General features: G+C 74.0%; 10 protein-coding genes. 9 read left to right on the top strand and 1 reads right to left on the bottom strand.

Annotated features, from left to right (window positions below; all coding sequences use genetic code 11):
- Window positions 1–155: 155 nt before the first annotated feature.
- Window positions 156–839 carry a hypothetical protein gene (locus tag B073_RS0132880; protein WP_026247948.1) on the top strand — a complete coding sequence of 228 codons (684 nt, stop codon included), beginning with the start codon at window positions 156–158 and terminating at the stop codon, window positions 837–839.
- 45 nt (window positions 840–884) lie between these two features.
- Here B073_RS0132880 and B073_RS0132875 read toward each other — a convergent pair whose 3' ends face one another.
- Complete coding sequence (locus B073_RS0132875; protein ID WP_018542325.1) at window positions 885–1,853, bottom strand: LysR family transcriptional regulator; 969 nt, start codon at window positions 1,851–1,853, stop codon at window positions 885–887.
- A gap of 124 nt (window positions 1,854–1,977) precedes the next feature.
- Between B073_RS0132875 and B073_RS0132870 the strand changes: the two genes are divergently transcribed.
- The 8 genes from B073_RS0132870 to B073_RS0132835 all read left to right on the top strand — a co-directional run bounded on the left by B073_RS0132870 (window position 1,978) and on the right by B073_RS0132835 (window position 14,048).
- The gene (locus tag B073_RS0132870; RefSeq protein WP_018542324.1) at window positions 1,978–3,168 is read left to right on the top strand and encodes an MFS transporter; all 1,191 of its coding nucleotides are present in this window, start codon (window positions 1,978–1,980) and stop codon (window positions 3,166–3,168) included.
- Entirely contained in the window at window positions 3,155–3,439 is a 285-nt protein-coding gene (locus B073_RS41940) for a DUF3039 domain-containing protein (RefSeq protein ID WP_026247947.1), read from the top strand. Before B073_RS0132870 ends, B073_RS41940 begins: the two co-directional genes overlap by 14 nt.
- Window positions 3,440–3,644: 205 nt before the next feature.
- The gene (locus B073_RS0132860; protein WP_018542322.1) at window positions 3,645–5,303 is read left to right on the top strand and encodes a beta-N-acetylhexosaminidase; all 1,659 of its coding nucleotides are present in this window, start codon (window positions 3,645–3,647) and stop codon (window positions 5,301–5,303) included.
- Window positions 5,304–5,540: 237 nt separating this feature from the next.
- A complete protein-coding gene (locus B073_RS0132855; RefSeq protein WP_018542321.1) occupies window positions 5,541–6,437 on the top strand; it encodes an FAD binding domain-containing protein in 897 nt (298 codons plus the stop codon).
- Window positions 6,434–8,536, top strand: coding sequence for a 2Fe-2S iron-sulfur cluster-binding protein (locus tag B073_RS0132850; RefSeq protein WP_018542320.1), 2,103 nt, complete (start codon window positions 6,434–6,436; stop codon window positions 8,534–8,536). The genes B073_RS0132855 and B073_RS0132850 overlap by 4 nt, the downstream gene beginning before the upstream one ends.
- A 100-nt stretch (window positions 8,537–8,636) precedes the next feature.
- On the top strand, window positions 8,637–10,982 hold the full coding sequence (locus B073_RS0132845; RefSeq protein ID WP_037813452.1) for a xanthine dehydrogenase family protein molybdopterin-binding subunit: 2,346 nt from the start codon (window positions 8,637–8,639) through the stop codon (window positions 10,980–10,982).
- A gap of 1,230 nt (window positions 10,983–12,212) precedes the next feature.
- Complete coding sequence (locus tag B073_RS0132840) at window positions 12,213–12,893, top strand: hypothetical protein (protein ID WP_234025223.1); 681 nt, start codon at window positions 12,213–12,215, stop codon at window positions 12,891–12,893.
- Window positions 12,894–12,968: 75 nt separating this feature from the next.
- A complete protein-coding gene (locus B073_RS0132835) occupies window positions 12,969–14,048 on the top strand; it encodes an MrcB family domain-containing protein (RefSeq protein ID WP_158690283.1) in 1,080 nt (359 codons plus the stop codon).
- The last annotated feature ends 20 nt before the right edge of the window (window positions 14,049–14,068 follow it).

Genomic DNA, 14,068 nt, shown 5'->3' with positions numbered 1-14,068 from the left:
CTGCGCGCCGGGTGGTGCGCCCGGGCGCGCGCCGGGCACTTTGTGACGGCTTCGTCATGGGGCGTTGTCGGACCCCGTCGCTATCGTTCGCAGTGCCAGGAACGCTGCGCGGTCGCACGGGCGCGGCCGCGTCGAACGGAGCGGGGGAGAGCACCATGCACAGGCCGAGCGTGCCCGGGGACCTGGACGATCCGGAGCAGGTGTGGGCGCGGGCCGCGACCCTGGCGGTGGTGGCCGCGGCCATGAGCGACGGCGACGAGTACTCCTTCGGCCCGGACGGCCTGGCCTGCTGGAACTCCGGCGGCGCGTACTGGTGGCGGCTCGGGCTCTACGACGGCGGCCGCGCCCTGCTCTGCGGCCAGGACTCCGACGGCAGCTACACCCACAGCGGCGACCGGCAGATCGACTTCCTGGCCGGCGGCCCCGCGTGGCTGCCCTGGGAGCAACTGCGCGACGACGCCCGGGGCAACCTCCTCGGCTTCGCCTACTGGTACGAGGACGGCGCCTGGGCCCGTGCCCCGTATCCCGCGGCGATGCCGGACGACGGCCTGGAGACGGCGATGGGCTGGGCGGCGCCCGGTGACGCGGCGGTGGAGGAGATCACCGGGCATCTGGTGGCCCTCACCGAGACCGATGTGCACCCCGCGGAGACGGTCCGCGCGTTCATCGCGGCCGCCGCGGCCCGCACGGTCCGCGCGGCGGACGTCTCCGCGCTGCTGGACGCGGTCTGCGGCCCGGACTGCTGGTACGAGGTCCGCCCGGAGGCCGCGCTGGCGTTCGCCGCGGAGCTGGGGCTGACGGCGGGGGAGCGGGACGCGGTGCCGGCGGTGGCCTCGTAGAGCGGGCCGGGCTGCCGCGGTGCCGCCGGGCGGGCCAGGTGGCCGTCAGCGCCGGTGCGCTCCGCCCAGGGTGAAGAAGCGCTCGGCCAGCGGGTGGGCGTCCCGGGCCGGCAGGGCGAGCCGCACCGGCACCGGCGGCGTGTTCTTCAGCCGGACGTAGCGGATCCCGGGGTGCGGGTGCCGTTCGGCCACGCCCTCCGGGGCCACCCCGATCCCGTGCCCGGCCGCCACGGCCTCCAGCCACTCGTCGAAGTTGTCCGCGGTGCAGGCGAGTTGAGGGCGCCGCTCGGCCGGCCACAGCTCGGGCCGGGTGGTGCCGGTGACGGTGTTGACCACCAGCGGCAGCTCCGCCAGCTCGGCCCAGTCCAGCACCCGCCGGCGGGCCAGGCTCCCCGGGGCGGCGGCCCGCGGCACGGCGGCCACCCGTGGCTCCCGCAGCAGGAGCGCGGTGCGCAGCCCGGCGTCCCGCGGCACCTCGCCGCGGAGCACCACCACGTCCGACTCCCCGGTCTCCAGTCCGGCCAGCGGGGAGTCCCGGCGGACGAGGCGGACACCGGCCCCGGTCTCCGCCTCGAAGCGGGCGATCAGCGCGCGGCAGGCGGCGGGCAGCAGCGAGGTGAAGCCCAGCCGCAGCACCGCCGGCCCGGTGGGGGAGCGCAGCGCGGCGGCGAGCCGGGGCAGCAGCGGTGCGAGGTCGGCGTAGAGGCGGCGGCCGGCGTCGGTCAGGGCGACCCGGCGGGTGGTCCGGTCCAGCAGCCGTACGCCGAGCGCGGTCTCCAGGGCCCGGACGGCCCGGGTCAGCGCGGGCTGGCCGATCCGCAGCCGGTCCGCGGCGTGGGTGAAGCTGCGCTCCTCCGCGACGGCCAGGAAGCCCCGCAGATGCCGCAGTTCGACCCCGTCGAGGGCCGGGTCGGTGATCCGGTCGTCGGTGCCGGGGGCGGGCTCGCCGATGTCGTCGTGAGCCGGCCCCGCCGCGGTGCCGGCGCCGTCCTGGATACCGCGGAGACCATTCATGCCGCCCCAGCATAAGTGCTCCGTGCGGGCATTTCCCCGGCCATCCGGAGACTGCCTACGTTTCCCCGCGAGCGGTCCGCCCCGGGCCGGGGAAGGTCCCCGGCCCGCCGGACCACCAGGGGAGATGAGCGCGGTGCGCAAGATCTTGCTGCTGACGCTGGGGGCCTTCACCCTCGGCCTGGACGCGTACGTGATGGCGGGACTGCTACCGGTCATCGCCGCCGACGTGGGCACCCGGGTGTCCCTCGCCGGCCAGCTGGTGACGGTCTTCACCCTGGCCTACGCGATCGCCGCGCCACTGGTCGCCGGACTGCTCTCCGGGGTGCGGCCCCGGCTGCTGATCCTGGCCGCGCTGGCCGTCTTCACCCTCGGCAACGGCCTGACCGCGCTGGCCCCGTCACTCGGCCTGCTGCTGGCCGCCCGGGCCGTCGCGGGCGCCGGCGCCGGGGTCTACTCCGCGCTGTCCACCGCGGCCGCCGCGGCGCTCGTCCCCGCCGAGAAGCGCGGCCGGGCGCTGGCGCTCGTCATGGGCGGGATGAGCGCGGGCACCGTGCTGGGCGTGCCCATCGGGGTACTGCTGGCCGAGCACACCGGCTGGCGGGCCACGCTCTGGCTGGTCACCGCGCTGGGCGCGGTCGCGCTCGGCGGCCTGGCGGCGCTGCTGCCGCCGGTGCCGGCGGAGCCCGCCGTCCCCGTACGGGCCCGGCTGGCCGCCGTCGCCGACCGCCGGGTGGCGCCCGTCGTCACCGTCTCCTTCCTCGCCGCGGTGGCCAGCCTCGGCCTCTACACCTATCTCGCACCGGTGCTGGCCGCGGCCGGCGGCGTCCACGAGGTCGCCCCCTACCTGTGGGCCTGGGGCGCCGGCGGCGTCCTGGGGAGCGTGCTGGCCGGGCCGCTGGTGGACCGCACCGGGCGGGTACGGCTGCTGGCCGGCGGGGTGCTGCTGGTGGTCACCGCGGCGCAGGCCCTGCTGCCGACCCTGGCGGCGGTGGCGTTGCCCGGTGCGGTGGTCGCGCTGCTGGCCTGGGGCGCGGCGGGCTGGGCGTTCCAGGTGCCGCAGCAGCACCGGCTGCTCCAGGTGAGCGGGCAGCGCGGCACCGTCGCCCTCGCGCTGAACAACTCGGCGCTCTATCTGGGCAGCGCGGTCGGCTCGGCGCTCGGCGGGCTGGCCCTGGCGGCGGGGCTGTCGCCGGCGGCGCTCCCCTGGGCGGCGGCCGGGGTCGCGGCCCTGGGACTGCTGGTGCATCTGGCGGCGGGCCGACGCTCCCGGCCCGCGCCGCGCGTGAGTACCCTTGGCACTTATGAGCACTCTTGAGCCCGAGCGCGGGGCAGGTACGGGGACCCTCGTAGAGCCGACACCGCAGGTGTCGCACGGCGACGGCGACCACGAGCGCTTCGCCCACTACGTCCAGAAGGACAAGATCATGGCGAGCGCGCTCGACGGCACCCCCGTCGTGGCGCTCTGCGGCAAGGTCTGGGTCCCGGGCCGCGACCCGAAGAAGTACCCGGTCTGTCCGCTGTGCAAGGAGATCTTCGAATCCATGGGCGCCGGCGGCGACAAGGACAAGGACGGCGGCAAGAAGTAACCGCCGGCCGCGGCGCGCGCCCAGGAGGCGCGGCGCCCCGGCCCGCTGCCCCGCGCGCGAGGTCCGCACGGGCCCGGCCCCCTCGTGGGCCCGGGCCCGTCGCCGTACCCGGCACCTCCGCCGCCCCGGCCCCGGGCACGCCGTCGCCGGCGCGGGCCGTCCGGCGCGGGTTTCTCCGCGCGGCGAGGCGGTGAAGACTGACGTCGTGACAGATCTGGACACCGCACCCCCCACCGGTCTGATCCCGGCCCCGCTCAGCCGCGACCTGGGCGACGCCGGCGCCGGCCCCCGGACCGTACGGCTCGGCGCGCAGACCGCGCTGGCCGCCGCCCCCGGCACCGAGGACACCGCACGCTGGCTGCGCGCCACGCTCGGCGCCGCCTTCGCCCTGCCGCTGCCGCCCGGCTCCGCCGACGCACCGGACACCCTGGCGCTCGCCCTCGACCCGGCCCTCCCCGAGGAGGGCTACCGGCTCGACGCCGACGCCCGCTGGGGCGTGCGCCTCACCGGCGGCGGCCCGGCCGGCGTCTTCTGGGGCGCCCAGACGCTCCGTCAGCTCCTCGGGCCCGCCGCCTTCCGGCGCGCCCCGCTCGCCCCGCGGCACACACCGGGCCTGCCCGAGCAGACCGTCGAGGACGCCCCGCGCTTCCGCTGGCGCGGCCTGATGCTGGACGTCGCCCGGCACTTCCTCCCCAAGGACGGGGTGCTGCGCTACCTCGACCTGATGGCCGCCCACAAACTGAACGTCCTGCACCTCCACCTCACCGACGACCAGGGCTGGCGGATCGAGATCAGGCGGTACCCGCGGCTGACCGCGACCGGCGCCTGGCGCGAGCGCACCCGGCTCGGCCACCGCGACTCGCCGCTGTGGGACCCGCGCCCGCACGGCGGCCACTACACCCAGGACGACCTCCGCGAGATCGTCGCCTACGCCGCCGAGCGGCGGATCACCGTCGTCCCCGAAATCGATATCCCCGGCCACTCCCAGGCCGCCATCGCGGCATACCCGGAACTGGGCAACACCGACGTCATCGACACCACCTCCCTGAAGGTCTGGGACACCTGGGGCGTCAACCCCAACGTACTGGCACCCACCGACAACACCCTGCGCTTCTACGAGCACGTACTGGAGGAGGTCCTCGAACTCTTCCCGTCGACGTTCGTGCACCTCGGCGGCGACGAGTGCCCCAAGGACCAGTGGCGGGCCTCGCCCACCGCCCAGGACCGGATCGCGGCGCTGGGCCTGGACGGCGAGGACGGCCTGCAGAGCTGGTTCATCCGGCATTTCGACCGCTGGCTCACCGCCCGCGGCCGGCGGCTCGTCGGCTGGGACGAGATCCTCGAAGGGGGCCTGGCCGAGGGCGCGACGGTCTCCTCCTGGCGCGGCTACGCGGGCGGGATCGCCGCGGCCAAGGCCGGCCACGACGTCGTCATGTGCCCCGAGCAGCAGGTCTACCTGGACCACCGTCAGGACCCCTCCCCGGACGAGCCGGTGCCGATCGGCTACGTACGGACCCTGGAGGACGTCTACCGCTTCGAGCCGGTGCCACCGGAGCTGACGGGCGAACAGGCCGCGCGGGTCCTCGGCACCCAGGCCAACGCCTGGACCGAGGTCATGGACAGCCCGCAGCGCCTCGACTACCAGGTCTTCCCGCGGCTGGCCGCGTTCGCCGAGGTCGCCTGGTCCCGGCTGCCCGCCCCGTCCGCCCGCGACTACCAGGACTTCATCCGACGGATGACCGACCACTACGCCCGCCTCGACGCCCTCGGCGTGGACTACCGCCCGCCCGGCGGCCCCCACCCCTGGCAGCGTCGCCCCGGCATCCTCGGACGCCCCTTCGACGGGTCGCCCCCAAACGTGTGAGCCCCCGGGCAAGCGGGGCGCCCGTCCGGCCGGACCCTGGAACGGTGGAGCACGTTCACCGGAACCGGCGGACGAAACGGGACAGGGCCCCGCGCCCTCTTCGGGGACGGAACACCGCTTCGCGCACCCTCGCGTACCGGGTGCGCGAAGATGTGCCAGAGTTGCCACGTCCGGGCCGTGAGCACGTACCGTACGGCGGAGCGGAACTGCCGGGACACCGGGGAAGGGGCAGCTGGGTTGACCACGCACGCACCGCACGCGTCGCAATCGGTGACGTTGCCGGCCTCGCTCGACGAGGCGGTGGCGGCACTCACCGCCATGCCCGCCGCCGTGCCCGTCGCGGGCGGCACGGACCTCATGGCGGCGGTCAACGCCGGACTCCTCAGACCCGCGGGCCTGGTGGGCCTCGGCCGGATCAGCGAGATCCGCGGCTGGCAGTACCTCGACGGCCATGCGCTGCTCGGCGCCGGCCTGACCCTCGCCCGTATGGGGCGCCCCGACTTCGCCGCCCTGATTCCCGGTCTGGCCGCCGCCGCCCGCGCGGCCGGCCCGCCGCAGATCCGCAACGCCGGGACCCTCGGCGGCAACATCGTCAGCTGCGCCCCCACGGGCGACACCCTGCCGGTGCTGGCCGCACTGGAGGCCACGGTGATCATCGCCGGCCCCGGGGGCGCCCGCCGCGAGATCCCGGTCAGCCATCTGCTCACCGGCCGCGAGATGCTGAGCCCCGGCGAACTCGTCGGCTTCGTACGGGTTCCGCTGCTGCACGCCCCGCAGACCTTCCTCAAGGCCACCGGGCGCACCGGCCCCGGCCGCGCCACCGCCTCCGTCGCGCTGGTCCTGGACCCCGCCCGGCGCGCGGTGCGCTGCGCGGTCGGCGCGGTCGCCGCGATGCCGCTGCGCCCCCTGGAGGCCGAGCAGTGGGTGGCCTCGCTCATCGACTGGGACGGCGAACGCGGCCTGGTCCCCGAGGCGCTGGCCGCCTTCGGCGACTACGTGGCCGCCGCCTGTATCCCCGACCCGGCGCCGCCGCAGGACGGCACCGAACCGGCGACCCTGCCGCCGGCCGCCCTGCACCTGCGCCGTACGGTGGCAGCACTGGCCCGCCGCGCACTTGGGAGGGCGCTCTCGTGAGTGATGCAGACACCAACCGCCATCCGCAGCAGCCGCACCCCGAGCAGGGCTGGCAGCCGCTGCCGCCGGGCGGCGAGTACGAGTCGGAGGCCACCGCCTTCGTCCAGCTCCCCGAAGGCTTCACCACCGGCGCGTACGGCGCCGGTTACCGCACGCCGGGCGCCGACCCATTGGCCGCGCCCGGCCACGGCTACACCCCGCCGTCCTCGTTCCCCGCACACTCGGCCGTGCCCCCGGTACCGGGCGCGGGCACCGACCCGGCGGCCACCGGGCAGTGGACGATGCCCTTCGCCGACCCGTCCACCGGCTACCCCGACCCCGCGGCGGGCTACGCCGATCCCACGGGACGGCAGGAGGCCGCACCGCACCAGGACCCCGCCGCGGCCTATCAGGCCAACGCCCCCGAGGGCGCCCAGCCGTGGGGTGGCGAGCAGGTGCACTGGCCGGTCGCCGGCAGCCCGGAGGCGGCCGGTGGCGCGTGGACCGTCCCGGCGGCCGACGACGTCCTGGAGGAGTCCGGCGAGTACCGGGTCGGCGACGACCACCTGGCCGGCCACGGCGGCGCGGTCTATCAGGGCGGCGGCTACCCCGGCGTGCCCTACGAGGACGACGGGGCCGCAGGCCGGGCCGACTCCGGGGACACCGGCGCCACCGGCCACTGGAACTTCACCGCCGGTCTCGACGCCACCAGCGGGACCACCGGGGGCACCGGCACCGTCGACACGGACGGAGCCGCCGGTGCCGACGGTGCCCACGAGAGCGGCGCCGCGGGGGAGCCGTTCCCCGCGCCCGCCGACGACCCGTATGCACCCGGTGCCACGGCGGCGCCCATGGGCGGTGCGACCGGCCACTGGTCGCTGCCCGCCGACGCGTTGGCCCAGTGGCCGCCGGCCGGGGGGACCCACCCGCAGGACGGGACCGCCGGTCAGGACACCGCCACCGAGGTGCCGGCCCCGGCGGGCGCCGAGGGCTGGTCGGTCCCGGTGGTGCAGGGCGAACAGCACGACACCACGGGGGAGTTCGCCCTCGGCGGTGTCGATCATGGTGCCGGAGCCGGTGCCCCCGTCGTTCCCGCTGCCGACCCCGGCAGGCCGGCCGGGGAGCCCGCCGACGCCGGGCCCGCGACGCCCGACGGCCACGGCGCCCTCACGGCGCCGGAAGGCCCTGCGCAGGCCCCTGCCGCGGCCATGGCGGCTTCCGGCGCCCTGGACGACGGCCCGGCACCGGCGGGCCCGCCCGGGGCCGCGGAGGCCCCCGAGGCGCCCGCTCCGGACGCCGCGCGGGCCGACCACCCGGCGGAGCCCGCCGCGGACCTCGGCGCGCCCGCCGCCGGACCGGCCCCCGCCGAGGCCGGCGTCGAGTCCGGCCCGCCCGCCCACAACACCGAGGCCCTCGCGCCCGAGCCGCCCCCTGCGGCCCCGGAGGGCGCCGCCGCGCCGGAGGTTCCGGAGGCCGGGGACGCTCCGGCCGTCCTCGACGGCCACGACGAACACCCTTCGGCCTCCTACATGCTGCGCGTCAACGGCATCGACCGCCCGGTCAAGGACGCCTGGATCGGCGAGTCGCTGCTCTACGTGCTGCGCGAGCGGCTCGGCCTGGCCGGGGCCAAGGACGGCTGCTCCCAGGGGGAGTGCGGGGCCTGCTCGGTCCAGGTGGACGGGCGGCTGGTCGCCTCCTGCCTGGTGCCCGCCGCCACCACGGCCGGCAGCGAGGTCCGCACCGTCGAAGGGCTCGCGCAGAACGGCGTGCCCTCCGACGTCCAGCAGGCCCTTGCCGCCTCCGGGGCGGTGCAGTGCGGCTACTGCGTACCGGGCATGGCGATGACCGTGCACGACCTCCTGGAGGGCAATCACGCCCCCACGGAGCTGGAGACCCGCAAGGCGCTCTGCGGCAACCTCTGCCGCTGCTCGGGCTACCGCGGTGTCCTGGACGCCGTCGCCGACGTCGTGAAGTCCCGCGCGGAGGCCGCCGAGGCGGCCGAGGCCGTCGCCGCGGAGGCACCGGCCGAGACCGCCCGCATTCCCCACCAGGCGGGACCCGCCGACCCGATGGACGGGGCACCGCACAACCAGGATCCGCAGCCGGGAGGCGCTGGATGAGTGAGCGCGGCATCGGGTTCCCCCCGGCCGGCAGCCGGGTGAGGACCGTCGACGGGCGCGCGCCCCGCGCAGGCGGGGGCGAGCGGAGCGAGGTCTCGGCATGAGTGGAACGACTGACGGCGCGGTGACCGCGACGCCCTCGGCGGGCGTCCAGATCCCCGTCGAGCCGCCGGCGCACGGGCTCGGCGTCTCCTTGATGTCCGCCGACGCGGGGGCCAAGACGGAGGGCACCTTCCCGTACGCCGCCGACCTGTGGGCCGAGGGCCTGCTGTGGGCGGCGGTGCTGCGCTCCCCGCATCCCCGGGCGCGGATCCGCTCCGTGGACACCCGGCACGCCACGGAGATGCCGGGCGTGCGCGCCGTCGTCACCCACGAGGACGTGCCCGGCGACAAGGGGTACGGCCGGGGCACCGCCGACCGCCCGGTGTTCGCCCGGGACGAGGTCCGCTACCACGGCGAACCGATCGCCGCGGTGGCCGCCGACCACCCCGACACGGCCCGGCTGGCCGCCGCCGCCATCGTGGTCGAGTACGAGGTCCTGGAGGCCGTCACCGACCCCCAACTCGCCTTCGAGGCGGAGCCGTTGCACCCCGACGGCAACCTCGTCCGGCACATCCCGCTCCGCTTCGGCGACGCCGAAGCGGTGGGTGAGGTGATGGTCGAGGGCTTCTACCGGATCGGCCGCCAGGACCCGGCGCCCATCGGGGCCGAGGCCGGCCTCGCGGTGCCGCGCCCGGACGGCGGGGTGGAGATCTACACGGCCTCCACGGACCCGCACGGCGACCGCGATCTGGCCGCGGCCTCCTTCGGCCTGGAGCGGGAGCAGGTCAAGGTCGTGGTGACCGGCGTGCCCGGCGCCACCGCGGACCGCGAGGACCCCGGCATCCAGCTGTCCCTGGGGCTGCTGGCGCTCCGTACGGGCTGCCCGGTGAAGCTGGCCGCCACCCGGGAGGAGTCCTTCCTCGCCCACGCCCACCGGCACCCGACGCTGCTGCGCTACCGCCACCACGCCGACGCCGACGGCAAGCTGGTCAAGGTGGAGGCGCAGATCCTGATGGACGCGGGGGCCTACGCGGACACCTCCGCCGAGGCGCTGGCCGCCGCGGTCTCGTTCGCCTGCGGCCCGTACGTCGTCCCGCACGCCGTCGTCGAGGGCTGGGCGGTGCGCACCAACAACCCGCCGTCCGGGCACATGCGCGGCGAGGGCGCGCTCCAGGTCTGCGCCGCCTACGAGGGCCAGATGGACAAGCTCGCCGCCCAGCTGGGACTGGAGCCGGACGAGGTCCGCCGGCGCAACGTCATGGCCACCGGCGACCTGCTGCCCACGGGGCAGACCGTCACCTGCCCGGCCCCGGTCGCCGAGCTGCTGCGCGCCGTCACCGAGGCGCCGCTGCCGGAGCTGCCCAAGGACACCCCCGAGGCGGAGTGGCTGCTGCCGGGCGGCCCCGAGGGCGCGGGCGAACCGGGCGCGGTCCGGCGCGGGGTCGGCTACGCCCTGGGCATGGTGCACATGCTGGGCGCGGAGGGCGCCGACGAGGTGTCCACGGCGACCGTCAAGGTCAGCGGCTCGGTCGCGACCGTCATCTGCGCGGCGGTGGAGACCGGTTCGGGGTTCTCCACGCTGGCACGGCAGATCGTCCAGGAGACCCTGGGCGTCGACGAGGTGCACGTCGCGGGCGTGGACACCGATCAGCCCCCGGCCGGGCGGGCCTGCCACGGCCGGCACACCTGGGTCTCCGGCGGCGCCGTCGAGCGGGCCGCGAAGATGGTCCGCACCCAGCTCCTCCAGCCGCTGGCCCACAAGTTCGGGATGTCCACCGAGCTGCTCCAGATCGCTGACGGCAAGATCACCTCGTACGACGGGGTGCTCAGCACCACCGTCGCCGAGGCGCTGGACGGCAAGGAGCTGTGGGCCACCGCCCAGTGCCGGCCGCATCCCACCGAGCCGCTGGACGAGACCGGGCAGGGCGACGCGTTCGTCGGCCTCGCCTTCTGCGCCATCCGCTGTGTCGCCGACGTGGACATCGAGCTGGGCACCGTACGGGTGGTGGAGATGACGGTGGCCCAGGACGTGGGCCGGGTGCTCAACCCCCGTCAGCTGCGGGCCCGTATCGAGGCCGGCGTGACGCAGGGGCTGGGTGCCGCGCTGATGGAGAACCTCCGCACCACCCGCGGCCAGGTCCGCCACCCCGACCTGACCGGCTACGCGCTGCCGACCGCGCTGGACGCCCCGGACATCCGGATCGTCAAGCTCGTCGAGGAGCGCGACGTGGTCGCGCCGTTCGGCGCCAAGGCGGCCAGCGCGGTGCCGGTGGTGACCGCGCCGGCCGCGGTCGCGTCGGCCGTCCGCGCCGCCACCGGCCGTCCGATCGGCCGGCTGCCGATCCGGCCCCAGGCGGCGGTGGCACAGCCGGTGCAGACGCCGACGATGTCGCAGCCGCAGTGACCTCGCCGCGCGGCGCGGGGGCGGCCCCGGCCGCGGCCCCGCGCCGCGCGGTCTCGTCGACCTGAGCGCACCCGCGACCTGCGATTTCACTCTCCGTCACGACGATTGTCAGTGCCGTCACCTACGGTTGTTTTCAGCGTGCGATTCCGCACGCGGCGCCGGTGAGCGGTGCCGGTGACGACGTCGAGGGCGACGTTGCCGCTGACCGGCGGGACGATCGACCGGTGGCAGACGCCGCCGGACGCGAGGGGGCGAGTGGCATGTACGAAACGCACGGGGGACGGGGCCGGCGACACGGCGGCACGGAAGCCGACCGGGCCCGAACTCGCAGTAGGAACAGCGGAGTCGGCGCCGCGGTCCGGAACCTGCCGGCGCGCCTGACGGCGGTCCCCGCGGTTGTCGGGGCCGCCGTCGGACGACTGCGCCGAAGCGCCCGCGCACGACGCGCCGAGGCGCTGCGCGAAAAGAGGCCGTGGCGGGATTCGAACCCACGTAACTCGCTTTGCAGGTTTGTCAGTCCTGGTCAGGGGACGATCCGGACGCGTTCGCCGTCGTTCAGTCCCGTACGAACGCTGTGTCTGATGGGGCGGAGTGAATGGCCCCGGACGACCGCGTACCGCGATGAACGAGACGGAAACTGAGACGGCTGTCCTGTCTCGTGTTGCTCCTGAGCAACCGTTCAGCGACGCCTCAGCCACCATGAAGCCGCGGTGACGATGGCCGCTCCCGCCGTGCTTGCTGCTCCCTTAAGGATCTGGGTAGCGATGAGTCGACCAAAGGTACAACCCAGTCGCTTCCAAGTTCGCTGGGCGTTGCTCGGGGTGGGGTTCGAGGGCGCGGAGCTAGAGTCGACGGCCATGGAGCCTTCCTTGCCTGGGTGGGGACGCGCTCTGAGGCAGGGAGGGACCGCCGGCTGAGCCGACCAAAGCATGCAGTCGGGACTTCCCTGCTCAATTTCGAGCGTAGGCAGGGCAGTTACGCCCAAGCCATCGAAGACGGCTCCGGCCTGTGGTCAAGGCGGTGTAATTTCCAACGGTGCAGTCTTGGAGCAGAATCACAGAACCTGGCACGATCGATGACCTCGTCACAGACGCCGGCGAGGCTGGCTATGAAGTGACGGCCCGCCTGGTACACGACTGGGTTGCCCAAGGCTTGTTGGACAAGCCGACTCGCAGGTCGAAGGGGCGGCGGGGATCAGCCAAGGCCCTCCACGCAACTAACCAGCGCAAGTTGTTCCTGCTGCTTCTGGAGAAGCGCCAGCAGATGCCCAAGATCCCTAGCCTGGCCTTGATTCCGTTGTACCTGTGGTTGTACTTCGGCGATGACTACGTCCCAACCCGACAGGCTGTGAAGGCACTGCGTACCTGGCTGAAGGACGGGATGCGAAACAAGAGGGTCGCGCGCGAGGCCGCTCGTGGGATGCTGCAACAGTTAGATCATTCGCTCGCGTCGGACACAGCCCGGAACCGGCTCCTTCGCCTGCTCACGGACGTGGGTTACACCGGCCGCTTCGACCAAGAGGAGCTCGTTGAGGCCGCGCGGGCGGTCTTTGAGCCCGCCAGTGTGTTCGCCGGAACTGGTCTGGTGCGCGCCGCTGGACACCCGGACGTAGCTGTGACGGTGGAGGGCTTCCTCACCTACACCGAGGCCATGTGTACGGCGATTCGCCGGGTCCGAGACGGCGGTCTCGACACCGCGCTCTTTGACCGCGTCCGGCTGGTGCACCGACGTACTAAGCCCGACTACTTGGCACGCCATCACGAGTACGCCGCTGCGGACTCGGGGGCTTTCGCCGCAGCCTTCGCTGCGCCGATGCTGGACGACGTAGTCAACGACTGTGGCCGGGAGCTATTGACCATCGTCGGTTTTGAAGTCCTGAGCGCTGAGGGTCACTTGGGGCATGTGGTTTGACCGTCGGAGCACGAAGGTGCTCTAGAGGGCTGTTGGGACGCCTCGCTGTCAGTGGGGTCACATACCATCCTCGCCATGACGCTTCGGGAGTACTTCCACAAGGTCGCTTCTACGTATGACCGGACGGCTGGCACCGGGTCCGCGGCCGCGAAGATGTTGAGGTCGGCGCCCTCGGTCTTCGGGCCTTACGTTCCCGCGAGTTACATCATCAAGGGCAGCGCAGGGAACGGAGCTGGGGCGTTCTGCCCGTGGGTGTCGTTCTTCGACCCCGACGAGACCAGCACTGCCACGCGTGGCATGTACCTCGTCTACCTCTTCGCGGAGGACATGAAGACGGTCTCGCTGAGCTTGAACCAGGGAGTCACGGAGCTGCGTGAGACGTTCGGAGTTCGGGAGGCGGAGAAGCGTCTCCGAGGCGAGGCCGCGGCCATCCGAGGCGCGTTCCCGGGCAACATGACGGGAGGGCTGGAGGACGTCATCAACCTGGGTGGCAGAGCCGGTCTGCCGCGGGCTTACGAAGCCGGCAACATCCTCGCCCGCGTCTACGAGGTCGCCTCTCTGCCTACCGAAGAGGCCTTGAAGACCGACCTCCGCAGGATGATCCAGCTCTACCAGGACGCTCTGGTCCTGCGCGAGGACTTGCGAAGCACCACGCGAGATGTGATCACCACTATCAAGCCGAAGGAGAACGGCGAGCAAGACCCACTCCTCTACTTCGCTCCCAAGAGCGACGACGAGTACATGCAAAAGATCACCGCTCGCGTGCTCAAGAAGAGCCGCAAGCACGAGACACTGGTCAAGCGCTACGGAGCGTTTCTCGCCGAGGCTGGGTTCGCCGCCGGGACGAACGTCCACCCGCGCGACCTCGTCGCCAGGCGCGATGGTGACGACTGGCTGATCGAAGCGAAGGTGGTACGCCGGGGCAATGTCAGCCACGCCGTACGTGAGGCGATCGGTCAACTCGCCACCTACGCCTTCCTGCTCTACCCAGAGGACTCCCAGCCTCGCCGCATGGCGTTGTTCACCGAAGCGATCGGCGATGTGTACATGCGGCTGCTCAGTCACCAGGGAATCGCGTCAGTCTGGCCCACCGAAGACGGCTGGGCTGGATCACCAGAGGCCGTTATCGCCGGCCTTGCTCAGAAAGAAGGGTAGGCCTCGCTGTACGCGGGCAC

The sequence above is a fragment of the Streptomyces sp. MspMP-M5 genome, from assembly GCF_000373585.1.
Taxonomy (GTDB): Bacteria; Actinomycetota; Actinomycetes; order Streptomycetales; family Streptomycetaceae; genus Streptomyces.
Note: the sequence above shows the minus strand (reverse complement) of the source record. Positions and strands in the feature narration are given on the sequence as shown.